Origin of the sequence: Novosphingobium sp. (assembly GCF_027489515.1) — a bacterium.
GTDB lineage: Bacteria > Pseudomonadota > Alphaproteobacteria > Sphingomonadales > Sphingomonadaceae > Novosphingobium.
Genome location: NZ_JAIXZS010000064.1, coordinates 1 through 21,101 on the forward strand (window position 1 = coordinate 1; position 21,101 = coordinate 21,101).

General features: G+C 65.5%; 21 protein-coding genes and 2 tRNA genes. 18 read left to right on the plus strand and 5 right to left on the minus strand.

The genetic code is table 11. From position 1 onward, the window contains the following. The 5 genes from Q0082_RS11290 to Q0082_RS11310 all read left to right on the plus strand — a co-directional run. Positions 1 to 318, plus strand: a 318-nt coding sequence (locus Q0082_RS11290; RefSeq protein ID WP_298192549.1) for a thiamine pyrophosphate-dependent enzyme, incomplete at its 5' end; no start/stop codon positions are given. Positions 319 to 331: 13 nt separating this feature from the next. Next, entirely contained in the window at positions 332 to 853 is a 522-nt protein-coding gene (ilvN, locus tag Q0082_RS11295) for an acetolactate synthase small subunit (protein ID WP_298192552.1), read from the plus strand. A 41-nt stretch (positions 854 to 894) separates the two neighbouring features. Beyond that, a complete protein-coding gene (gene ilvC / locus Q0082_RS11300) occupies positions 895 to 1,914 on the plus strand; it encodes a ketol-acid reductoisomerase (RefSeq protein ID WP_298192555.1) in 1,020 nt (339 codons plus the stop codon). Positions 1,915 to 2,045: 131 nt separating this feature from the next. Further along, positions 2,046 to 2,339 carry an I78 family peptidase inhibitor gene (locus Q0082_RS11305; protein ID WP_298192558.1) on the plus strand — a complete coding sequence of 98 codons (294 nt, stop codon included), beginning with the start codon at positions 2,046 to 2,048 and terminating at the stop codon, positions 2,337 to 2,339. A gap of 71 nt (positions 2,340 to 2,410) precedes the next feature. Continuing rightward, positions 2,411 to 3,076, plus strand: a complete 666-nt coding sequence (locus Q0082_RS11310; protein WP_298192561.1) for a YceI family protein — start codon at positions 2,411 to 2,413, stop codon at positions 3,074 to 3,076. A 3-nt stretch (positions 3,077 to 3,079) separates the two neighbouring features. On the opposite strand, the gene Q0082_RS11315 is transcribed toward Q0082_RS11310, so the two are convergent. Then, positions 3,080 to 4,222 (minus strand): epoxide hydrolase, encoded by a 1,143-nt coding sequence (locus tag Q0082_RS11315; protein ID WP_366522551.1) that lies wholly within the window; start codon positions 4,220 to 4,222, stop codon positions 3,080 to 3,082. 190 nt (positions 4,223 to 4,412) lie between these two features. Between Q0082_RS11315 and leuA the strand changes: the two genes are divergently transcribed. From leuA to Q0082_RS11330, 3 genes are all read left to right on the plus strand, one after another. Continuing rightward, complete coding sequence (gene leuA, locus Q0082_RS11320) at positions 4,413 to 6,083, plus strand: 2-isopropylmalate synthase (RefSeq protein WP_298192563.1); 1,671 nt, start codon at positions 4,413 to 4,415, stop codon at positions 6,081 to 6,083. Between the two features lie 323 nt (positions 6,084 to 6,406). After that, positions 6,407 to 7,453, plus strand: a complete 1,047-nt coding sequence (locus Q0082_RS11325; RefSeq protein WP_298192565.1) for an amidohydrolase family protein — start codon at positions 6,407 to 6,409, stop codon at positions 7,451 to 7,453. A gap of 89 nt (positions 7,454 to 7,542) precedes the next feature. Next, positions 7,543 to 8,520, plus strand: coding sequence for a nitronate monooxygenase family protein (locus Q0082_RS11330; RefSeq protein WP_298192567.1), 978 nt, complete (start codon positions 7,543 to 7,545; stop codon positions 8,518 to 8,520). On the opposite strand, the gene Q0082_RS11335 is transcribed toward Q0082_RS11330, so the two are convergent. The 4 genes from Q0082_RS11335 to Q0082_RS11350 all read right to left on the minus strand — a co-directional run bounded on the left by Q0082_RS11335 (position 8,517) and on the right by Q0082_RS11350 (position 11,757). After that, a complete protein-coding gene (locus Q0082_RS11335; protein ID WP_298192569.1) occupies positions 8,517 to 9,038 on the minus strand; it encodes an AHH domain-containing protein in 522 nt (173 codons plus the stop codon). The genes Q0082_RS11330 and Q0082_RS11335 overlap by 4 nt on opposite strands. Positions 9,039 to 9,138: 100 nt before the next feature. After that, positions 9,139 to 9,876 carry a hypothetical protein gene (locus Q0082_RS11340; protein WP_298192572.1) on the minus strand — a complete coding sequence of 246 codons (738 nt, stop codon included), beginning with the start codon at positions 9,874 to 9,876 and terminating at the stop codon, positions 9,139 to 9,141. A gap of 110 nt (positions 9,877 to 9,986) precedes the next feature. Continuing rightward, on the minus strand, positions 9,987 to 10,466 hold the full coding sequence (locus Q0082_RS11345; RefSeq protein WP_298192575.1) for an NAD(P)H-dependent oxidoreductase: 480 nt from the start codon (positions 10,464 to 10,466) through the stop codon (positions 9,987 to 9,989). Between the two features lie 7 nt (positions 10,467 to 10,473). Further along, entirely contained in the window at positions 10,474 to 11,757 is a 1,284-nt protein-coding gene (locus Q0082_RS11350) for a hypothetical protein (RefSeq protein ID WP_298192577.1), read from the minus strand. Positions 11,758 to 12,018: 261 nt separating this feature from the next. Between Q0082_RS11350 and recJ the strand changes: the two genes are divergently transcribed. From recJ to phoU, 10 genes are all read left to right on the plus strand, one after another. Then, positions 12,019 to 13,806 carry a single-stranded-DNA-specific exonuclease RecJ gene (gene recJ / locus Q0082_RS11355; RefSeq protein ID WP_298192579.1) on the plus strand — a complete coding sequence of 596 codons (1,788 nt, stop codon included), beginning with the start codon at positions 12,019 to 12,021 and terminating at the stop codon, positions 13,804 to 13,806. A 103-nt stretch (positions 13,807 to 13,909) separates the two neighbouring features. Next, positions 13,910 to 13,984: transfer RNA gene (locus Q0082_RS11360), tRNA-Glu, on the plus strand. Positions 13,985 to 14,058: 74 nt separating this feature from the next. Continuing rightward, positions 14,059 to 14,133 (plus strand) — tRNA-Glu (locus tag Q0082_RS11365). 52 nt (positions 14,134 to 14,185) lie between these two features. Beyond that, positions 14,186 to 14,413 carry a hypothetical protein gene (locus Q0082_RS11370; protein WP_298192581.1) on the plus strand — a complete coding sequence of 76 codons (228 nt, stop codon included), beginning with the start codon at positions 14,186 to 14,188 and terminating at the stop codon, positions 14,411 to 14,413. 179 nt (positions 14,414 to 14,592) lie between these two features. Then, the gene (locus Q0082_RS11375) at positions 14,593 to 15,777 is read left to right on the plus strand and encodes an ATP-binding protein (protein WP_298192583.1); all 1,185 of its coding nucleotides are present in this window, start codon (positions 14,593 to 14,595) and stop codon (positions 15,775 to 15,777) included. Positions 15,778 to 15,833: 56 nt separating this feature from the next. Further along, positions 15,834 to 16,880, plus strand: a complete 1,047-nt coding sequence (locus tag Q0082_RS11380) for a substrate-binding domain-containing protein (protein WP_298192585.1) — start codon at positions 15,834 to 15,836, stop codon at positions 16,878 to 16,880. 18 nt (positions 16,881 to 16,898) lie between these two features. Beyond that, entirely contained in the window at positions 16,899 to 18,281 is a 1,383-nt protein-coding gene (pstC, locus tag Q0082_RS11385; RefSeq protein ID WP_298192587.1) for a phosphate ABC transporter permease subunit PstC, read from the plus strand. Between the two features lie 12 nt (positions 18,282 to 18,293). Then, positions 18,294 to 19,562 carry a phosphate ABC transporter permease PstA gene (gene pstA, locus Q0082_RS11390; RefSeq protein WP_298192649.1) on the plus strand — a complete coding sequence of 423 codons (1,269 nt, stop codon included), beginning with the start codon at positions 18,294 to 18,296 and terminating at the stop codon, positions 19,560 to 19,562. A gap of 1 nt (position 19,563) precedes the next feature. Beyond that, the gene (gene pstB / locus Q0082_RS11395; protein WP_298192589.1) at positions 19,564 to 20,391 is read left to right on the plus strand and encodes a phosphate ABC transporter ATP-binding protein PstB; all 828 of its coding nucleotides are present in this window, start codon (positions 19,564 to 19,566) and stop codon (positions 20,389 to 20,391) included. A gap of 11 nt (positions 20,392 to 20,402) precedes the next feature. Then, positions 20,403 to 21,089: a phosphate signaling complex protein PhoU gene (phoU, locus tag Q0082_RS11400; RefSeq protein WP_298192591.1), complete on the plus strand. Its 687-nt coding sequence runs from the start codon at positions 20,403 to 20,405 to the stop codon at positions 21,087 to 21,089. The last annotated feature ends 12 nt before the right edge of the window (positions 21,090 to 21,101 follow it).

The window sequence follows — 21,101 nt, forward strand, 5'->3', positions numbered from 1 at the left end:
ATGGGCATGGTCCGCCAGTGGCAGGAACTGACCTACGAGAGCCGCTATTCGAACTCCTATTCGGACAGCCTCCCCGATTTCGTGAAGCTCGCCGAAGCCTACGGCTGGAAGGGCATCCGCATCACCGACGAGAGCGAGCTCGATGCCGGCATTCAGGCGATGATCGACCATCCCGGCCCGGTTTTCGTGGATTGCCTCGTCGCCAAGGAAGTGAACTGCTACCCGATGATCCCCTCCGGCGCCGCGCACACTGACATGATCCTCTACGGCGACAGCGTGTCCGGCACGATGGACGACGCCGCCAAGGCGCTGGTCTGAGGGGAGCCGAGCCATGACTGCCGAAACCACCATCGCCGCTGCCGAGCGCCATGTCCTCACCATCACCGTCGATAACGAAGCGGGCATCCTCGCCAAGATCGCGGGGCTTTTCACGGCGCGCGGCTACAATATCGACAGCCTGACCGTGGCCGACATCACCGATGGCCACGATGTCAGCCGCATCACCATCGTCACCCACGGCCCGCCCGAGGTGATCGACCAGATCCGTGCGCAGCTCGAACGCCTCGTGCCCGTGCACAAGGTCGTCGATCTCACCGAAGTAGGCCCTTACGTCGAGCGTGAGCTGGCCCTCATCAAGGTCGCCGGCAAGGGCGAGAACCGCGTCGAGGCGCTGCGCCTTGCCGATGTGTTCCGCGCCAAGGTCGTCGACACCACCACCGCCAGCTTCGTCTTCGAACTGACCGGCGCACCCGAGAAGATCGACAGCTTCGTCACCCTGATGAAGGAGCTCGGCCTCGTCGAGGTTGGCCGCACCGGCATAGTCGGCATGATCCGCGGCGCCCAAGCCGCCTGATACCCTATTCCTTTTCAACGACTTAGAGAACGGAACTGAGAATGAAGGTCTATTACGACGCCGATTGCGATCTGAACCTCATCAAGGACAAGAAGATCGCTGTCCTCGGCTATGGCTCGCAGGGCCACGCCCATGCCCAGAACCTGCGTGACAGCGGCGTCAAGGACGTCGCCATTGCGCTGCGCGCCGGCTCGGCCACCGCCAAGAAGGCCGAAGCTGCCGGCTTCAAGGTCCTCTCGAACGCCGAGGCCGCCTCGTGGGCCGACATTCTCATGATCCTCGCGCCCGACGAGCACCAGGCCGCGATCTACGCCGAGGACATCCACGCCAACATGAAGCCTGGCGCGGCGCTCGCCTTCGCCCACGGCCTCAACGTCCACTTCGGCCTGATCGAGCCGCGCGCCGATATCGACGTGATCATGATCGCGCCCAAGGGCCCGGGCCACACCGTCCGCAGCGAGTACGTGCGCGGCGGCGGCGTGCCATGCCTCATCGCCGTCCATCAGGACGCTACCGGCAACGCACATGATGTCGGCCTCGCCTATGCCTCGGGCGTCGGCGGCGGCCGTTCGGGCATTATCGAGACGAACTTCAAGGAAGAGTGCGAGACCGACCTGTTCGGCGAACAGGCTGTGCTTTGCGGCGGCATCACCCACCTCATCCAGGCCGGGTTCGAAACGCTGGTCGAAGCCGGCTACGCGCCGGAAATGGCCTACTTCGAGTGCCTCCACGAAACCAAGCTGATCGTCGACCTGCTCTATGAGGGCGGCATCGCCAACATGCGCTATTCGATCTCGAACACCGCCGAATACGGCGACATCAAGACCGGTCCGCGCATCATCACCGACGAGACCAAGAAGGAAATGAAGCGCGTTCTGGCCGACATCCAGTCGGGCCGCTTCGTCAAGGACTTCGTGCTCGACAACCGCGCCGGCCAGCCGGAACTCAAGGCTGCCCGCAAGGCCGCTGCCGCGCACCCGATCGAGAAGACCGGTGCCCAGCTGCGTGCGATGATGCCGTGGATCGGGGCCAACAAGCTGGTCGACAAGTCGAAGAACTGATCTGGCGTACAGGGGCGGGCCTTGCCGGGTCCGCCCCTCGACGAACGACATACGACAGCCGCTGACTGGCGGTTGTAGATTTACCGCGAACCCGATACCTCCATTTTCGAAGTATCGGGGAAGCAACACCAATGACATTCCGGTTTGGCGCGGCGGCGCTATCAGTTCTGCCGCTGTGCGCCGCATGGGCCGCACCGCTCGCGGCAGAGCCTGCTGCACCCGATACTTGCAGCCTCGCCCTCACTGCCCGCTTCATCGGCGCCCGCGCGGTACCCGAGGTGCGCCGCACGATCGGACAGGTCGCGCGGCCCCATCCGGTTCGCTGGATTACCCCTGGGCTGGCAATCACGCTCGATCACAACCCCGAGCGCCTCAACGTGATCATCGATGAGGACGGCCGCATAGCGGGCATGCGCTGCGGCTGATCGACACGCGCTTGCCATGCGGCGGCCTCCTGTGGCAGCCCCCCTCTCGCCCCCCAGATCGGAGACCGTCCATGATCCGCTTCCCCCGCGCTGCCCGAACCGCCCTGTCGCTTGCCCTGCCCGCCGCACTTGTCGCGCTGGCGGCGCCCTCGTTCTCGCAGATGCCGAGCACGCCGCCGGGCGCGCCCGACAAGTCGCGCGTCACGGCCGGCAACTACACCGTCGATGCCACCCACTCGATGATCGCCTGGCGGGTCAACCATCTCGGTTTCAACGATTATTTTGGCCTGTTTGGCCAGCTTGGCGGATCGATGTCGTTCGATCCGGCGAACCCCGCCGCTACGAAGCTGACCGCGACGATCCCCGTCTCGAAGGTCGTCACCGTCGATCAGGGGCTGACTGCGCACCTCCTCAAGCCCGGCGCTGATGGCGGGAAGGCCGATTTCTTCGGCGCCAACGCGGCGGACGCGGTATTCGTCTCGACCAAGGTTAGCCCCGGCGCAGACGGCACAAGCGCCACGGTCGATGGCAACCTGACCCTGAACGGCGTTACCAAGCCCGCCACCTTCACCGCGCAGTTCACCGGCGCTGGCGTCAATTTCTTCAACAAGGCGCAGACGATCGGCTTCCACGGCCAGTCCACGATCAAGCGCAGCGAATTCGGCCTCGGCTTCTTCGCCCCGCTGGTGGCGGACGAAGTGAAGCTCGACATCACCATTGCCTTCGAAAAGAAGTAAGCCTCACCGCATCAGGGCAAACGCAGTCCGCAGCTCTCCCACGAAAGCTGCGGGCTGCTCCCACGCGGCAAAGTGCCCGCCCTTGGCCATTTCGCCCCAGTGGACGATATTGGAGCAGTGCCGCTCCATCCACTTGCGCGGCGTCGGCAGCACTTCCTTCGGGAACGCGCTGACCGCCACCGGCATCGCGATATCCCCGCCACCCGCGCTGCCAAAGCTTTCCCAGTAGAGCCGCGCCGAAGATGCACCCGCCGCCGGCAGCCAATAGAGCATGATATTGTCGAGCATCGCATCGCGGCTCAGCGCGCTTTCGGGCATGCCATCATTATCGGTCCAGGCCCACATCTTCTCGTAGATCCAGCCCGCCAGCCCCACCGGCGAATCGACCAGCGAATAGCCGATAGTCTGCGGCCGCGTGGATTGCTCCTTGGAATAACCCGAATCCCAGTCCTGATAGTACTTCAGCGCCCCCAGCGCCTTGAGCTCGGCGGGCGAAGGGTTCGCCAGATCCTCCGGCAGCGGCCTCGATATCGGCATGTTGAGGTGGATGCCCGCACAGCCCTCGATGGCCTGAATGCCGATCTGCGTCGTCACGATCGAGCCCCAGTCGCCGCCTTGCGCAAACCACCGCGCATAGCCGAGACGCGCCATCAGCACGCCCCATGCCCGCGCGATCTTTTCAACGCCCCAGCCATGTTTCTCCGGCTTCCCCGATAGGCCAAAGCCCGGCAGGCACGGGATCACCAGATGGAAGGCATCCGCCGCACTGCCGCCATGCGCTTCAGGATCGGTCAGCGCATCGATCACACCGCGAAACTCGAGGATCGAGCCCGGCCAGCCATGCGTCATGATCAGCGGCACGGCACCCTCGTGCTTCGATTTCAAATGCAGGAACCGGATTGCAACCCCGTCGATGTCGGTGGTCCAGAGCCCGAGCCCGTTCAGCCACGCCTCGCACTTGCGCCAGTCATATGTATGCCGCCAATGGTGCACGAAATCCTGCAAGGCCGCCAGCGGCACACCTTGCGTCCAGTCGTCCACCGCCTCCTTTTCGGGCCAGCGCGCCATGTCAAGGCGCGTATTGAGGTCATCCAGCACCGCCTGCGGCACCCGGTAATCAAACGGCTCGACAGCTTCGGACATCATGCTCTCCTTTGCTTTCATTCTGGACAAGCGCGGCGTCCTTCACCATAGGCAAAAACATGATCCGCGCTCTGGACCTTACCCTGCGACTTATCCGCCCTTGGGCGTGAAGCAAGGCGGCTACCCGGCGCGCCTTTAGCGCCCAAGGGTTTCCCGTCACGAAGTCGCAATTGCCAGATCCGAAAGCAGTCCCATGTCCATGCTGAAGAATCCCTCGGTCAAGTACCGCCCTTTCCCGCAGGTCCCGCTGGAAAACCGCCAGTGGCCCAGCCGCACGATCACCCAGGCCCCGCGCTGGCTCTCCACCGATATGCGCGATGGCAACCAGTCGCTGATCGATCCGATGGACGCCGACAAGAAGGCCCGCTTCTTCGATCTGCTCGTCAGCCTCGGCCTCAAGGAAATCGAAGTCGGCTTCCCCAGCGCCGGCGCTACCGAGTACGATTTCATCCGCGGCCTCGTCGATAGCGGCAAGATCCCCGACGATGTGTTCATCCAGGTGCTGACACAGTCGCGCGAGGACCTGATCAAGACCTCGTTTGAGAGCCTCGCCGGCGCCAGGCAGGCCATAGTCCACGTCTACAACGCGGTCTCGCCGCTGTGGCGCAAGGTCGTCTTCGGCATGGAACCTGCCGAGATCAAGGAAATCGCCCGCGCCGGCGCCACTTACCTGCGCGATCAGGCCGCGCGCTTCCCGCAGACGGACTGGCACTTCGAATACAGCCCCGAGACTTTCTCTACCGCCGAACTCGATTTCAGCATCGAGTGCTGCGAGGCGGTGATGGAAGTCCTCCAGCCGACCGTGGACAAGCCGATCATCCTCAACCTCCCTGCGACGGTCGAGGCGGCAACGCCCAACATCTACGCCGACCAGATCGAATACTTCTCCCGCAACCTTCCGAACCGCGACCGCGCGGTGATCTCGCTGCACACTCACAACGACCGCGGCACCGGCGTCGCTGCCGCCGAGCTTGGCCTGATGGCCGGCGCGGACCGCGTCGAGGGCTGCCTCTTTGGCAACGGCGAGCGCACTGGCAACTGCTGCCTCGTTACCGTTGCTCTCAACATGTACACGCAGGGCGTCGATCCCGGCCTCGATTTCTCGGATATCGACAAGGTCATCCAGACGGTCGAGTACTGCAACCAGCTCCCCGTCCACCCGCGCCACCCCTACGGCGGCGAACTCGTCTTCACCGCCTTCTCCGGCAGCCATCAGGACGCGATCAAGAAGGGTTTTGCCGCGCGGGAAACGCAAAACGACGAGATGTGGGCGGTGCCCTACCTCCCTATCGATCCCGCCGATCTTGGCCGCAGCTACGAAGCGGTGATCCGCGTCAACTCGCAGTCCGGCAAGGGCGGTTTCGCCTGGGTGCTCGAACAGGACCAGGGCCTCAAGCTGCCCAAGAAGATGCAGGCGCACTTCTCGCGCCACGTGCAGGAACTCGCCGATGAACTGGGGCGTGAACTTCACGCCGGCGATATCTGGGCCGTCTTCCAGAAGACCTACCACCTCGGCGAAGACCAGCGCTTCACGCTCGTCGACTACGAGGAAGCCCGCGCGCCCGATGGCACCCGCGTCTTCGCCGGCAAGATCGCCGTCGATGGCGAAGTCCGCTCGGTCTCGGGCCGCGGCAACGGCCTGATCTCCTCGGTCGTCGCCACGCTCCGCGACGGCTTCGGCATCAGCATCGACGTGCGCGATTACGCCGAACACGCCCTGCAAGCCGGCAGCGACGCCCGCGCCGCCGCCTATGTCGAATGCACCGGCCCGGACGGCAAAGTCATCTGGGGTGTCGGTATCGACGAAGACGTCGCCACCGCCAGTGTCCGCGCAATCCTGAGCGCCGCCAACGCGGCGGGCTGAACCCGCTCCTCCCCATTTTCACGAAGTGCAAATGGGGAGGTGACCCGCCACAAGCGGGTCGGAGGGTTGATCAAAGAAATTAGCCTCCAGGATGCAAGGGCCATCGCCCTTGCATCCCGAAGCGCGACCTCACCAAAAGCCCTGCGTCTATCCCGCCCTTTGCGTGGTCATTCGCGCCCACCCCCCTCGTCATTCCCGCGAAGGCGGGAATGACGAGGACGGGGAATGAAGAGGGGGTAGTGAGGTCGCCCCCTTCCCTTTCCTACCCCATGCTGCATACTCCCTCGGCGCGCCCGCCAAGAGGCCGACCACGAGAGAGAGCCATGCCAGAAGAAATTCTCGAACCCGATCTGCCGATCATCGACCCGCACCATCACCTCTGGGATCTGCGCCCGCTGGTCGCCTCCTTCCCGCAGCCGCTGCATCCCTTTGTCGAGACGCTGGTGCCGGCGGCCTACTACACCTTCGATGCACTCCACGCCGATACGCACAGCGGGCATAACGTCGTCGGCACCGTGTTCATGGAATGCGGCGCGTTCTACCGCAGCGGCGCCGAACATGCGCTGAAGCCAGTGGGCGAGGTCGAGTTCGTGAACGGCGTCGCAGCCCAGGGCGCGAGCGGGCTCTATGGCGACTATCGCCCCTGCGCCGGGATCATCGGCCATGCCGACATGACGCTGGGCGATGACGCGGTTCCAGTTCTCGAAGCCCTGATCGCTGCCGGGAACGGGCGCTTCAAGGGCATCCGCCATCAGGCCGCGTGGGATGCCGATCCCGAAGTGCTCGGCCCCCCGTTTCACGCGCCTTCCGGTCTTTACACCAGCGACGCCTTCCGCGCCGGGTTCAAGCACCTCGGCACAATGGGCCTCACCTTCGACGCCTGGCTGCTTGAACCGCAGCTGCCCGATGTGATCAGCCTCGCCCGCGCCTTCCCCGATCAGCCGATCGTGCTCGATCACTGCGGTACCCCGCTCGGCACCGCGAGCTACAAGGGCAAGCTCCACGAACGCTTCGACGTCTGGCGCGACAACATCCGGGAGCTCGCCAAGTGCCCCAATGTCTCGGTGAAGCTCGGCGGCCTTGCCATGGCCTTCTGCGCCATGCCTGAGCAGGGACCAGCCGCCGGGATCGGCTCGGAAACGCTGGCGGCGATGTGGCGCCCTTATATCGAGACCTGCATCGATGCCTTCGGGCCGGAGCGGGGGATGTTCGAAAGCAACTATCCCGTGGACCGTTGGGGCGCGACCTATCCGGTACTGTGGAACACCTTCAAGCGCCTCGCCCACGGCGCCTCGGCGGCAGAAAAGCACGCGCTCTTTGCCGGCAACGCGGCGCGGGTCTACGGCATCGAGCACGTGCTCGCGGCCTAGCCTTTAAGGTAGCGGCGCTGTGGTTTGACAGCGCCGCTTCTCCTGCTAAAGCTCCGTTTAACCGCTCGCTTAAAACCGGAGCTTTCAGGATGCCGCTTCCCCCGCTGTTCAAGAACCTGCGCCTCCCCGTCATCGGTTCGCCGCTGTTCATCATTTCCGGCCCCGAACTCGTCATCGCGCAGTGCAAGGCGGGCATCGTCGGCAGCTTCCCCTCATTGAACGCCCGGCCGATCAGCCAACTCGACGAGTGGCTGCACGAGATCACCGAGACGCTGGCGGCGCACAACCGCGACAATCCAGACAGCCCCGCCGCGCCCTTCGCGGTCAACCAGATCGTCCACAAGACCAACAACCGCCTGGATGAGGACATGGCGCTTTGCGAAAAGTGGCAGGTGCCCATGCTCATCACCTCCTTGGGCGCGCGCGAGGATATCAACCAGGCCGCACACCGCTGGGGCGGCATCGTGCTGCACGACGTGATCAACGATCGCTTCGCCCGCAAGGCGATCGAAAAAGGCGCGGACGGACTCATTCCCGTAGCCGCCGGTGCAGGTGGCCATGCCGGCGCGCTCTCGCCCTTCGCGTTGATGCAGGAAATCCGCCAGTGGTTCGATGGGCTGGTCGCGCTTTCGGGCGCCATCGCGCATGGGCGCTCGATCCTCGCCGCGCAGGCCCTCGGTGCCGACTTCGCTTATATCGGCTCCGCCTGGATCGCCACCGCCGAAGCCCGCGCTGCCGAAGGCTACAAGCAGGAAATCGTCGAAAGCCGCGCGCAGGATATCGTCTATTCAAACCTCTTCACCGGCGTGCACGGGAATTACCTGCGCGGCTCGATCGTCAAGGCCGGGCTCGATCCGGACAACCTGCCCGTCAGCGATCCTTCGGCGATGAACTTCGGCTCGGGCGGGAACACCGAAGCCAAGGCTTGGAAGGACATCTGGGGCTCGGGCCAGGGCATCGGCGCGGTCGACAAGGTCGAGACGGTGGCCGAGCGTGTTGCCACGCTCACCGCGCAGTACCGCGAAGCCGCCGCCAGCCTTTCGGCCGACAGCGCGCCTTTCCTCTAAAGCCTGCTCTCCGTCGCTTCCCACAGCATCTCGGCCATCCGGTCGAGGTGGCTGTAATCGAGCGCCGGATCGTGCTTGTTGAGCACGATCTCCTCGCCCTTAGGCGGGCTCAGCAGGCGGCGGCGCAACGCGCGCTGCAGCAGGTCTAGCCGCATCAGTGCCTCCATCCCCGCCAGTTCAGGATCGTCGTTACGTGTGCGGCTCCAGCCGAGCTCGATCTGGCCGACCCGCTCGGTGACCATCTCCGAATAGGTCCCATGCGGCCCGCGGTGTAACGGGAGCCCGATCCGCAGCGCCCCGCTCTCGGTGGCCGGCAGCAGCAGCCCGTTGGCGCGAAAATCGTGAAAGCCGATCCGTTCCGGCGTCAAGGCGCCGATCATGCGGTGGAAAGCACGACGATGGAGCAGGGCGCGGGGCAGCAAATGATGACGCTGCAGGCCCGGCGTATAGCCGGCTTTTCCCGGTACATTCACCGAGCGGAAGGAAATGCGTCCCCGGGCCAATCCAGCAGATACCATGGCCCCATGCTCGCGCGCTGGCCTTAACGCGGCGCTCGCAAGCGTCCTTTCGGCCGGGCTGCCAAACGTGCTTTAATTCACTTTGGCAGGCATCCTTTACCTAGCGCGGCGTCACGTTAAGCCTGTCTTGGCCTTCCGGCTCGAGCCAGACCGCGCCGACCCCGGAGAGCACGACCTCGCGCGCGGTATCCACCCGCCCGTGCGTGACCAGCCAATCGGTCAGGCGCACAGCGATGCGGCTGTCTTCCCGGTTCGGCCCGCCGCTGCGCGCGTGCAGGCTGAATTCCTGCCCCGTCAGGAAGGCAAGGCCTTCGCTGCCGATGCCGCGTTCGCTTCGCGCCAGTGCGGTCAGTGCCAGTGCGGGGAACGGACCGCCCGCGAGCCAGACGCCGACCGCTTCGGCGAACCAGGCCGGAGACATCACGATCCGCGCCGGACGCCAAACGATGGCCTGCAATCCGGCAAGCCCGGTCATGTGGCGCAGGATCGTGGTGGCGACCCGCAGCACCGGCAGCAGGCTTTCCGCACCTGCGAGATGCGGGCCAACCATGAACCAGGCAGCTTCCAGCGCATCGAAACTGAAATCATTGGGTAAAGCCACGCGGTGCACCGCCGCGGGTACCCCACGCTGCGGTGCGGGAGCGAGACCGGAAAGATCGAAGGTCAGCCCGTCGCGCAGCAGTTCGGCGCTGCCGGGCGGTGCCGAACCCGGGTTCAGCAGCGAGAACCCGTCGGGACCCGCAGCGAGGTCGGCAATCGCATCCGCAGCCGGTCGACCTTCCCGGCCGAACAGCAGCGCGGCAAGCGGCTCACGCCCTGCTGCACGCTCGATTACCACCAGTTATGCTCCCTCAAGACGGGGCCATCAGAGACACCAATGTAGGGCAATCGTCGAGTCCTGTGCGCCCATTCCGGCACGGAATCGGACCATCCCGGCGTTTCGCCACCCTAGAACAGGCCCATCTCCAGCCCGGCGCCGAAGGACTGTCCCAAATCGTGGCACTTTTGCAGGGCCTGCTGCGGCACGATCTTGGGCGCAAGTATCGCCTCCGGCGTCTGCGCTTCCAGGTTCACGATAAGCCCTTCAGCGATTCGCCGCAGCCGCCAGCCGTTAACGATTCGCTCGATCTGCCGCTCTGCACCCGATCCATCCGATCCCGCCGCGATCGCTGTGGCAAACGGGCGGCCTTCGATCTGCCCGAGCAGCGCATAGTAGCACCGATCGAAGACGTCCTTCATGGCCCCGCTCATCGTGCCGAGGTTTTCAGGGCACACGAAGAGATAGCCTTGCGCGCCAAGCAGATCCTCAGCGCGCGCTTCTGAAGCAGCCAGCAGCCGCACCGGCCCCTCGCGCGCCGCGCCCTGCCGTGCTGCCTCCGCCATGGCGCGCGCTGCCCCGGTGCGGCTGTGCCAGATGATCAGCAGCATGTCCGGATCAGCAGCCGTCCCCGTTGCCGCCGACACCGCTCACCGCGCCGCCCAGAGCGCCGCCGATCAGGCCGCCAAGCCCGCCCAGCCCGCGCTTCTTGGGTTTGGGCTGACATTGCTGCTTGTCCTGCTGATCGCCGCGACTGCGCCCATTGTCCGATGCCGCCTCGTCCATTCCCGGCATGCCGAGCAGGAAACCGGTCATCGAGCGATGGCGGATATCGGCGGTCCATTCCGGCTTCCACGGCGTCTTGGGATTGGCCGGGCGCGGCGGATAGACGAAGGTTTCCTCCGGCCCGAAGGCATAGAGCGAGACCATCTGGAACTGCGGTGCGGCGGCCTTCACTTCGGCCGGAACCATGCAGGTCGTCGTCGCGGGCGCGAGCACCGTCTTGCTCGCCACCAGCTTCGCCACGGTTGCGGGCGAAAGCCAGTCCGAAAGCCCGCCGCCGAATTCGCGCGTCATGCTCGAAGACCACCACACCATGTCGGTCATGTCGCTGCCCTTGTCCATCTTCCCGCCGATCAGCGAGGCGTGATAGCCCGTCGCATCGGGCAGCGGGTTCCAGCGCAGCAGGGTTGCCCCGCTTGGCTGCGCAAAGGTCGATGTCCTCAGCGCGCCCATGAAGTCCTTGGTCAGGGTGAAGTTCATTTCGGGCGAGTAATTGCCTGCGACCTTGTGCGCGCCGATCAGCGAGCTGTCGGTCTTGACCGACGTCTTGCCCTCGTCATTGGGCCACGAACCATACGTCTTGCTGCTCGAATAGGAGACGCGGCGCTCCATCGGCACGCTGCTTGCCCACAGCCCCGGCGGCATCTGCCCGGCGGCAATCTTGGCGAAATCGAACACCACTGGCTGACCGGCAGGCGCGTGTTCGCCGCAGCCCCAGAAGATCAGGATGCGCCCCTTCGGCCGCTTGAAATCACGCCTCTCGGCCGGCTCCTCCGGGCCGGTCGGCACCTTGACCGGGGTCTTGAGCGGCACCGAAAGCCCGAGCTTGGCGCCTGCGGGCATGAAATGATCGGCCTTGGGCGGACTGCCGGCCGGAGCCCGGCTCGACCCCAGTTCCAGCCACAGCTCGTGCTGCGGCGCGTTGCGATTGCCGCCGCCGAAGGCCATGCTCATCGCGGCGCCCTTCATTCCCGCCATGCCGCCGAGCAGGCCCGACGTGGTCCCTGCGCGCATTTCATAGCGGGCGATCGGGGCCGCTGTCTGGGCGATACCCCACCCGGCGAGCACCACGCTCGCGCCGCCCGCCGCCACCATCAGACGCATGCTGTTCCTGGTCATGTGCTCAACCCCTTTTTGCAGCAGCGGCGCTTCAGCCCCACTCTGCCTGTTCGTATGGCGCGACCGGATATCTCTTTTGCCCGATGCGACCATATCCGGAGCCCTTCTGTCAATCGCGCTGCGCCAGTGCGATGATCTGGCGCACAGCAAGACCGCGAATGTGGGTAGCTGCCGCGCTGCCCTTCCCCGCGCCGCCGGTATCGGTTAGCGCCCGTCACCCCGGACTTGATCCGGGGTCCCGCTTCTTCGAAGACTCCGCCCATGATCCCGGTCACCGCCATCACCCGTTCGCTGTCCGGCCTCGCCTGGCGCTGGCGCGGCGGCAACATGGACCTTTCCACCGGCGGGTTTGGCAGCCATGCGGGCCAGCTAGAGAGTCTGGTCGATCAGCTGCTCATGGCCCGCGGCGTGGAACGCCACGATCTCGAACGCCACCGCCGCCCCACCTTGCGCGATTTCCTCCCCGATCCGTCAATCTTCAATGATATGGACGTGGCCGCCGAACGCTTCGCCGAAGCGATCACCCGGGGCGAGGCTATCGCGATCTACGGCGACTATGACGTCGACGGGGCGACCAGCGCAGCACTCCTGATCCGTTTCCTCGCCAGCCTCGGCGTCTCCGCACGGCCCTATATCCCCGATCGTCTGCTTGAAGGCTACGGCCCTTCCGCCGAAGGACTGGTCAAGCTGGCGCGCGAGGGGGCGCAGCTCATCGTCACGGTCGATTGCGGCGCGATGGCCTATGAAGCGCTCGCCGCCGCGCGCGCCGAGGGTGTCGACGTGATCGTCGTCGACCATCACAAGTGCAATCCCGAGCTTCCGCCCGCCAGCGCGCTGGTCAATCCCAACCGGCTGGATGAAAGCGACGAGGCGGCCAGCCACGGGCACATGGCCGCAGTGGGCGTCGCCTTCCTGCTCGCGGTCGCCACCTTGCGGACCTTGCGTGCGCAGGGGTTTGTGGATGGCAAGGCCGTGCCTGATCTCATGGGCCTGCTCGATCTCGTCGCGCTCGGCACGGTTGCGGATGTCGCGCAGATTCGCGGCGTCAACCGCGCGTTCGTGGCGCAGGGTCTCAAGATCATGGCGCGCCGCGCCAATGTAGGCCTTGCTGCGCTGATCGATGCCAGCCGCCTTACCCGCGCGCCCACCTGCAGCGATCTCGGCTTCGCGCTCGGCCCGCGCATCAATGCCGCGGGGCGTATCGGCGATTCGGGCCTCGGCGTGCGGCTCCTCACCACCGCTGATACGGAGGAGGCGCGCGCCATCGCCGCGCGCCTGTCCGAGCTCAACGACGAGCGCCGCGCGATCGAGCAGGCGGTGCAGGAAGCGGCTGAGGCGCAAGTCGAGGCGCAGCACAATCGCAGCGTCGTCGTTGTGCACGGCGCGGGCTGGCACCCCGGCGTGATCGGCATCGTTGCGGGCCGTATCAAGGAAAAGACCGGCCGGCCCGCGCTGGTCATTGCCGAGAATGGGGATGCGGAGGGCAACGGCAAGGGCTCGGGCCGCTCGATCCCGGGCGTCGATCTGGGCGCGGCGATCATCGCAGCGCGCGCAGCCGGCCTGCTGATCGCGGGCGGCGGCCATGCCATGGCCTGCGGCCTCACCGTGGCTGCAGGCGGTACCGAGCGATTGGCCGACTTCCTCGACGACCGGCTGGCGCGCGATGTAGCGGCGGCGCGGCAGTCGCAGTCGCTGCTGCTCGATCTCAGCCTCGCACCCGGCGGGCTCACCCCCGACCTCGTCGAGCGGCTGGAAGCCGCAGGCCCCTTCGGCATGGGCTGGCCCGGCCCGCGTGTCGCAGTGGGTCCGGTGCGCCTCATCAAGTGCGATATTGTCGGCGCTGATCACGTGCGCATGATCGCGGGTGGTGCGGACGGCCGCTCGTTCAAGGCGATGGCCTTCCGCGCTGCCGAAACCGAGATGGGCCAGGCCCTGCTCCATGGCGCCCGCGGCCGCCAGTTCTGGCTTGCCGGCCGCGCAAAGATCGATGACTGGGGCACGCGCCCGGCGGCCGAACTCCATGTCGAGGATGCCGCCTTTGCGGACTAGACCCTACCCCTTTGGCCATGCCCGCAAAGCGGGTCAGTCAGGGGGTTGACCTGATCCGCTTCTCGCCCTAGTTGCGCGGGCCTGCCACGCGGCCCAAGCCAGTGGCCCCTTCGTCTAGCGGTTAGGACGCGGCCCTTTCACGGCTGAAACACGGGTTCGATTCCCGTAGGGGTCACCAACTTGCAAGCCGGGCTTCGCTGCCGGGCAGGAACACGACAACCGGGGCGAAACCGCCGACCCGGTTCACGGCAAGGCCCCTTCGTCTAGCGGTCAGGACGCGGCCCTCTCACGGCTGAAACACGGGTTCGATTCCCGTAGGGGTCACCAGCCGCACCGCATCAGCCATCGCGGCTTGAAAGCACCTTCGGCCCGGAATGCGATGGACTTCGATTCGCTCAGCTACACCGCCGAATTTGCCGCAACGGGCGGGGCCGCGCTCGTCATCGGCCTGCTCGCCGGCCTGCACGAGCGCAAGGAACGCCGCCGACGCGATCTCGATCGCATCAGCACTGTGCCGTGGGGCATGATCTCGGCGCTCTTCACGCTTCTTGCCATCATCCTGATCGCCACGGCGGCCCGGACCTGGTTCCTCCCTGGCCCCGGCTGACCTGCGCCGATATGACACTGCTGTGTCAATCGCTCGTCCGGAGCCGAAAAATTGTTTCATCGATCGACACAAAAGCGCAGTCTTTTGCCGTAAAGAGATGAAGCTGCAGGGCGGCAAGGCCCTGCATTCGCAAAGGTTTGAAGCGGCTTTTCCATGCACCGCAGTTCGGCACTCCTGTCATGACCAAGTCCCCGCTTCCGTGGCCCAGCATGATCGTGGCGATCGGCACATGTCTTGCCATGATCATCGTCGGCGCCACCCCCGGCCTGGCCGTAGCCGTCCTGATCCTGTGGCTCGGCACGCTGTGGCTTTCGCGGCCCGAACCGGTCGTCGAGGTGCGCATGCCCGATGAAGGCTCCGTCTCGCGCCAGGCCATGGTGGAACTGGTCGAACCCTTCAGCGTGCCGGTCCTGATGCTCGACAACCAGCGTATCGCCGCCGCCAATGCCGCCGCGCGCGAGGCGCTGGGCCCGCACATCGTCGGCCAGGACGCGCGCGTCGCGCTGCGCCATCCCGAGGCGATCACTCTGCTGGACAAGCCGCAGGGCAGCGCCATGGTGCGCGGGCTCACCGGCGCGCGCAGCATCTGGCAGGTGCGCCGTGTCAGCATCGACCAGCGCTTCTCGCTGATCGAAATGGTGAACCGCACCGCAGAAGCTGACATCAGCCGCTCGCATACCGACTTCGTGGCCAATGCGAGCCACGAACTGCGCACGCCGCTCGCCTCGATTATCGGCTATATCGAGACGCTGGCCGATCCCGATGCGAAAGTCGATACCGCCACCGCGGCGCGCTTCCACAACACCGTGCTGCGCGAGGCACGGCGGCTGCAGAGCCTTGTCGAGGATCTCATGTCGCTTTCGCGCATCGAGGCGGAAAAGCACGATCTGCCGCGCGAACAGATTGACCTTGCCATGCTCGCGGCGAGCATCGGCTCCGAAGTGGCGGCGACGGTCGGCGAGGACCGCGTGATCGTGCGTGTGGCCGATGCCAAGGTCACCGGCGATCGCCAGCAGCTGGATCAGGTCATCCGCAACCTCATCGACAACGCCCTGAAATACGGTGATTCCAGCCAGCCTGTCCGCGTCGAAGTCGCGCGGGACGGCGCCGAAGCCGTGTTCTCGGTCACCGACCGGGGCGACGGCATCCATCCCGATCACCTGCCCTATCTCACTCGCCGCTTCTATCGCACCGATCCCGGCCGCAGCCGCGGCGTTGGCGGGACCGGGCTTGGCCTTGCCATCGTCAAGCACATCGTCGAAAGGCATCGCGGAAAGCTCGATATCACCAGCAAGCTTGGCGAGGGGACGACCGTCACCGTGCGCCTTGCGCTTGCGGTGACACCGGCGAAAGAACTGTCATAGGCCTGTCATTCCGTGGTCGCATTGCCCCGGCTAGAGGCGCGTAAGGGAAATTAACGATGCGTTCGAATCGTCTTGTTGCCGGATCGGTGCTGGTCTTTGCCACGCTTGGCCTTGGTGCGTGCGGCGGCGGGCAAAGCGCGACCCGCGATCAGGTCCGCGCCGTCGGCTCGTCCACGGTCTATCCCTTTGCCAAGGCGGTGGCGGAATCGCTCGCCAAGTCTGATGCCACGATCAAGGCCCCGATCATCGAATCGACGGGCACGGGCGCTGGCATGAAGCTGTTCTGCGCTGGCGTCGGCCCGCAGCACCCCGATATCGAGGATGCCTCGCGCCGCATGAAGAAGTCCGAATTCGACGAATGCGTGAAGAACGGCGTGAAGGAGATCGTCGAGATTCAGGTCGGTCTCGACGGCGTCGCCTTTGCCGAAGGCAGCAATGGCCCCGGCATCGCGCTGACCACTGAAGACGTCTACAAGGCGCTCGCCAAGAACCCGTTCGGCAAGCCCAACACTGCCAAGAGCTGGAAGGACATCAACCCGGCCCTCCCCGACGAGCCGATCGTCGTCTATGGCCCGCCCTCCACCTCGGGCACGCGCGATGCGCTCAAGGAATTGATCCTCACCAAGGGCTGCGAAAGCGATCCGGCGATGAAGGCGCTCAAGGAGAGCGACAAGTCCAGGCACGATGCCATCTGTGGCGAAGTGCGCGAAGACGGCGCCTATGTCGATGCGGGCGAGAACGACAACCTCATCGTTCAGAAGATCGAGGCGAACCCCAAGGCCATTGGCGTGTTCGGCTTCTCCTATCTTGAGGAGAACCGTGACCGGCTCAAGGGCCTGACGATGAGCGGGGTGCAGCCGACGTACGAGACGATCACCGACTTCTCCTATCCCGGCGCCCGCCCGCTTTACATTTACGTCAAGAAGGCACACCTCAAGGCGATCCCGGGTCTGCAGGCCTATGTGGGCGAATGGGCGAAGCTCTGGAGCAAGGGCGGCGTACTCGCCAAGGCCGGCATGGTAGTTGCGCCCGATGATGTGCTTGCCGCCAGCGCGAAGGCGGCCAGCGAGCTGCCCGTGCTCGATGGCGCGCAGCTGAAGTAAGGGACCGGGCAAAGGGCCATGTCGCCAGGCATTCTGTTCTTTCTGGCTTTCGGGCTGGGTCTGGTTGGCTGGCTGGCAGGGCGCTCGCGGGCCTGGACCTTTCGCAAGGCTGCGCCCGGTGGCCGCATCCATTCGCTCCCCGATTTCCACGCCTGGTACGTCGGGTTGTGGGTCGCGGTCCCCACCCTGCTGTTCGCGCTGCTGTGGGATGCGATCAGCCCCGCGCTGGTGCTCCAGCACGTGCTTGCCGATCCCGCAGCCGCTGCCCTCCCCGCCTTCGGCTTCGAGCGCGAGGCCATGATGGGCGAGGCCCGCGCCGTCGCCACCGGCGCCGCGCGCGCGGTGTTCAACAGCGAGGCCGAAGGGCTGGTCGAGCCCTACCGCATAGCGCTCACGCGCTACAACATGATCGGTCTCGTCGTGACGCTGGTGATCGCCTTTGCGGGCGGCGCCTTCTCGTTCCTGCGCCTGCGGCCCGATTTCACCGCACGCACGCGGGTCGAACGCGCGGTCATGGCTCTGCTGCTGCTCGCTTCGCTGGTGGCCATCCTCACAACGATCGGCATTGTCGCGAGCCTCGTGTTCGAGACGGTGCGCTTCTTCGGGATGGTCTCCCCGGTCGATTTCCTCTTCGGCACCCACTGGGCGCCCGATCCGATGAGCACCGGCACACCCAATGGCAGCGCCTTCGGGGCCATTCCGCTGTTCTGGGGAACAATCTACATCGGCGCGATCATCGCCATGGCTGTGGCGATCCCGCTCGGGCTGATGAGCGCGATCTACCTCACCCAGTATGCCGACAATTCGGTCCGCCGCATCGTCAAGCCGCTGCTCGAGATCCTCGCCGGTGTGCCGACCGTGGTCTACGGCTATTTCGCCGCGCTCACCGTTGCGCCGGCCGTGCGCGACGCGGCGCAGGCGATCGGCATTTCCAATGCCTCGACCGAAAGCGCGATGGCCGCCGGTCTCGTCATGGGGGTGATGATCATCCCCTTCGTCTCCTCGATGGCCGACGACAGCATTGCCGCTGTCCCACAGGCGATGCGCGACGGCAGCCTTGCGATGGGTGCCACCCGCTCCGAGACGATCCGCAAGGTGCTCATACCGGCAGCGCTTCCTGGTATTGTCGCAGGCATCATGCTCGCCATCAGCCGCGCGATCGGTGAAACGATGATCGTGGTCATGGCCGCCGGTGCCGCCGCGAATCTTTCGGCCAACCCGTTTGAATCGATGACGACGGTGACCTTCCAGATCGTCGCCATGCTCACCGGCGAGGGCAGCTTCGATCACCCCGCCACGCTGTCTGCCTTCGCACTTGGCATGGTGCTGTTCCTCGTCACGCTCACCCTCAATTTCATCGCGCTGCGCGTCGTCAAGCGCTACCGCGAAGCCTATGAGTAACCGGCCATGAGCATGACACGCGATCCTGCCGCGCTCGAGGCAATGCGCCAGACCCGCCAGGCCCGGATGCAGGCCGGCCTTGCCCGGCGCTATCGCTCCGATGCGCTGTTCCGCTGGGCAGGCTTCGGCGCCGTCAGCTTCTCCGCGCTCATTCTGGTCCTGCTGCTGGTCTCGATGGCGTCAAGCGGCTGGGCCGGCTTCCATCGCAGCGAAGTCCGGATGACGGTGCCGATCCGCGGGCACATGCAGATCGATCCGGCGCGCCTTGCCCAGCCCGATCCGCTCGGCGGGCTCGAAGTCGCCGGCCTTCCCGCGCTGGTCAAATCGGCGGCGACCAAGTCCTTCGGGCCGGAGGGCGATGCGCTGCTGGCCGATGGGGCCTGGCGCGAAGTCGGCCAGAAGCTGGTTGGGGATCCCACGCTGCTGATGGCCGGCGAGATCAAGGTCTCCGTCCCCGCCAGCGATGATCTTGCCAATGCCATGCGCGGTGGCGGTGATCCGGCGCTCCGGCAGCGCGCCGCCAATCTCGCACGCGAAGGCACACTGGTGCGCGCCTTCGATACCGGCTTCCTCGTCCGCGCCGATGCCACCAATCCGCAGAGCGTGGGCATCTGGGGCGCGCTCAAGGGCTCGATGATGACGATGTTCGTCACGCTCGTGCTCGCCTTCCCGGTCGGCGTGCTCTCGGCGCTCTACCTTGAGGAATACGCGACGCGGAACCGCTGGACCGACATCATCGAGATCTCGATCAACAATCTTGCCGCAGTGCCCTCGATCATCTTCGGCCTGCTCGGCCTCGCCGTGTTCCTCGCGGCATTTCCGAACTTCCGCTCGGCCCCGCTGATCGGCGGCATGACGCTGGCGCTGATGACGATGCCGGTCATCGTGATTTCGGGCCGCAATGCGATCAAGGCGGTGCCACCGTCGATCCGCGACGCCGCGCTCGCGATGGGGGCAAGTCCGGTGCAGGTCGTTTTCCACCACGTCCTCCCGCTTGCCCTGCCGGGCATCCTCACCGGCACGATCATCGGCATGGCGCGCGCATTGGGCGAAACCGCGCCGCTGCTGATGATCGGCATGCGCGCCTTCGTCGCCAGCCCGCCGAGCGATTTCACCTCGCCTGCTACGGTGCTGCCCGTACAGATCTTCCTGTGGTCCGACGAGATCGACCGAGGCTTCGTCGAACGCACCAGCGCGGCGATCGTCGTCCTGCTGATCTTCCTGCTCGTGATGAACGGCATCGCGATCTACCTGCGCAACCGCTTCGAGAAACGGTGGTAACATGAACGCTCCTGTCACGGCTGCTGAAGCGGCGAACCCATCTGCGGACCCCGTGTTCCCCGAACCGGTCGGCCCCTCCAAGATCAGCGCGCGAAGTGTTTCCGTCTTCTATGGCCAGAAGCGCGCGATCGACGATGTCTCGATCGAAATCCCGCAGAACTACGTGACGGCGTTCATCGGCCCTTCGGGCTGCGGCAAATCGACATTCCTGCGCAGCCTCAACCGCATGAACGACACGATCCCGAGCGCGCGCGTGGAAGGCGAGATCCTGCTCGACGGAGCCGATATCTACCGCTCGGGCATGGACGTGGTGCAGCTCCGCGCACGCGTCGGCATGGTGTTTCAGAAGCCGAACCCCTTCCCCAAGTCGATCTACGAAAACATCGCCTACGGGCCGCGCATCCACGGCATCACCGGCAGCAAAGGCGAGCTTGACGGCATCGTCGAGCTGTCGCTCCAGCGCGCGGGGCTGTGGGACGAGGTCAAGGACCGGCTGACCGACAGCGGCACCGCGCTCTCGGGCGGTCAGCAACAGCGCCTGTGCATCGCGCGCGCGATTGCGGTCGATCCCGAAGTGATCCTGATGGACGAGCCCTGCTCGGCGCTCGATCCCATCGCCACCGCGCGCATCGAGGAGCTGATCGACGAACTGCGCGGCCGCTATGCCATTGTGATCGTTACCCACTCGATGCAGCAGGCCGCACGTGTTTCGCAGCGGACCGCATTTTTCCATCTCGGCAAGATCGTCGAATACGGTACAACCTCGGATATCTTCACAAACCCTCGGGAAGAGAAGACCAAGGACTACATCACCGGCCGATACGGCTGAGGTAAGGAACGATGATGGCCGAACATACCGTCAAGGCGTTCGATGAGGACATCACCAGGCTGCGCGGTCTCGTTGCGGAAATGGGCGGCCTGGCCGAGCTTTCGGTGGCGGAGGCCATGGATGCGCTCGTCAGCGGCAACCAGGACCTCGCCGAAGGCGTGATCGCGCGCGACAAGCGGATCGACCATCTGGAGGGCGAGGTTGACCGCCTCGCGGTGCGCGTGCTCGCGTTGCGCGCGCCGATGGCGGATGATCTGCGTGAAGTGATCGCGGCGCTCAAGATCGCCGGCGTGATCGAGCGGATCGGCGATTATGCCAAGAACATCGCCAAGCGCGTCGGGCATATCGAAGGCCGCAAGCGCTTCGAGCCGCTTACCCTCCTCCCGGTGATGAACGAACTCGCGGGCGACATGGTCCACGATGTGCTCACCGCCTATGCCGCGCGCGATCCCGTCGCTGCCGCCGAGATCGTCAAGCGTGATGCCAAGGTAGATGCCTTCTACGACAGCGTGTTCCGCAACTTCGTCTCCTACATGGTCGAGAACCCGGCGACGATCAGCTCGGTCGCCCAGCTCATGTTCGTCGCCCGCAATATCGAGCGGATCGGCGATCACGCCACCAACATTGCCGAGATGGTGCATTATGCTGCCACCGGCACCTATATGCCCGAACGCGACGACGTGATCCCACCGGTCTGAGCGGGTTGGTCC

Excerpts from the sequence above, each read along its gene's own strand:
- recJ (WP_298192579.1), top strand. The coding sequence starts at position 12,019 with ATGATCCCGGTCACCGCCATCACCCGTTCGCTGTCCGGCCTCGCCTGG.
- leuA (WP_298192563.1), top strand. The coding sequence starts at position 4,413 with ATGTCCATGCTGAAGAATCCCTCGGTCAAGTACCGCCCTTTCCCGCAG.
- Q0082_RS11310 (WP_298192561.1), top strand. The coding sequence starts at position 2,411 with ATGATCCGCTTCCCCCGCGCTGCCCGAACCGCCCTGTCGCTTGCCCTG.
- Q0082_RS11330 (WP_298192567.1), top strand. The coding sequence starts at position 7,543 with ATGCCGCTTCCCCCGCTGTTCAAGAACCTGCGCCTCCCCGTCATCGGT.
- phoU (WP_298192591.1), top strand. The coding sequence starts at position 20,403 with ATGATGGCCGAACATACCGTCAAGGCGTTCGATGAGGACATCACCAGG.
- pstB (WP_298192589.1), top strand. The coding sequence starts at position 19,564 with ATGAACGCTCCTGTCACGGCTGCTGAAGCGGCGAACCCATCTGCGGAC.
- pstC (WP_298192587.1), top strand. The coding sequence starts at position 16,899 with ATGTCGCCAGGCATTCTGTTCTTTCTGGCTTTCGGGCTGGGTCTGGTT.
- pstA (WP_298192649.1), top strand. The coding sequence starts at position 18,294 with ATGACACGCGATCCTGCCGCGCTCGAGGCAATGCGCCAGACCCGCCAG.
- Q0082_RS11325 (WP_298192565.1), top strand. The coding sequence starts at position 6,407 with ATGCCAGAAGAAATTCTCGAACCCGATCTGCCGATCATCGACCCGCAC.
- Q0082_RS11350 (WP_298192577.1), bottom strand. The coding sequence starts at position 11,757 with ATGACCAGGAACAGCATGCGTCTGATGGTGGCGGCGGGCGGCGCGAGC.
- Q0082_RS11315 (WP_366522551.1), bottom strand. The coding sequence starts at position 4,222 with ATGATGTCCGAAGCTGTCGAGCCGTTTGATTACCGGGTGCCGCAGGCG.
- ilvN (WP_298192552.1), top strand. The coding sequence starts at position 332 with ATGACTGCCGAAACCACCATCGCCGCTGCCGAGCGCCATGTCCTCACC.
- Q0082_RS11380 (WP_298192585.1), top strand. The coding sequence starts at position 15,834 with ATGCGTTCGAATCGTCTTGTTGCCGGATCGGTGCTGGTCTTTGCCACG.
- ilvC (WP_298192555.1), top strand. The coding sequence starts at position 895 with ATGAAGGTCTATTACGACGCCGATTGCGATCTGAACCTCATCAAGGAC.
- Q0082_RS11370 (WP_298192581.1), top strand. The coding sequence starts at position 14,186 with ATGGACTTCGATTCGCTCAGCTACACCGCCGAATTTGCCGCAACGGGC.
- Q0082_RS11305 (WP_298192558.1), top strand. The coding sequence starts at position 2,046 with ATGACATTCCGGTTTGGCGCGGCGGCGCTATCAGTTCTGCCGCTGTGC.
- Q0082_RS11345 (WP_298192575.1), bottom strand. The coding sequence starts at position 10,466 with ATGCTGCTGATCATCTGGCACAGCCGCACCGGGGCAGCGCGCGCCATG.
- Q0082_RS11335 (WP_298192569.1), bottom strand. The coding sequence starts at position 9,038 with ATGGTATCTGCTGGATTGGCCCGGGGACGCATTTCCTTCCGCTCGGTG.
- Q0082_RS11375 (WP_298192583.1), top strand. The coding sequence starts at position 14,593 with ATGACCAAGTCCCCGCTTCCGTGGCCCAGCATGATCGTGGCGATCGGC.